Annotated in this window: 1 pseudogene; it reads right to left on the reverse strand. The window is 46.6% G+C overall.

Features of this window, described 5'->3' with window-relative positions:
• Positions 1–313: pseudogene (locus A3712_RS23150) on the reverse strand (isocitrate lyase); the annotation flags it as partial.

Consider the following 313-nt stretch of genomic DNA (forward strand, 5'->3'; position numbering starts at 1 on the left):
AATTGGTTCGATGTATTTAGTTCACCCGCTGCTTTTAATGCGTTTTCACCTGCAAAGTACTCTTTGTGGTCATCACCCATATCTGAACCAGACATGTTTTGGTGTTTAACACATGCGATACCTTGGCGGATCTCTTTACGTTGAACGTTAGCAACGTAGCCCAACATGCCTTGGTCACCGAAGTACTCTTTAGCAAGGTTGTCAGTAGACAGCGCTGCAGTGTGGTACGTAGGCAGAGTAATCAAGTGGTGAAAGATACCCGCTTCACGAGAAGCATCTGCTTGGAACGTACGGATCTTGTCGTCAGCACGCT

This window comes from Vibrio sp. HI00D65 (genome assembly GCF_001635455.1).
Lineage (GTDB): Bacteria > Pseudomonadota > Gammaproteobacteria > Enterobacterales > Vibrionaceae > Vibrio.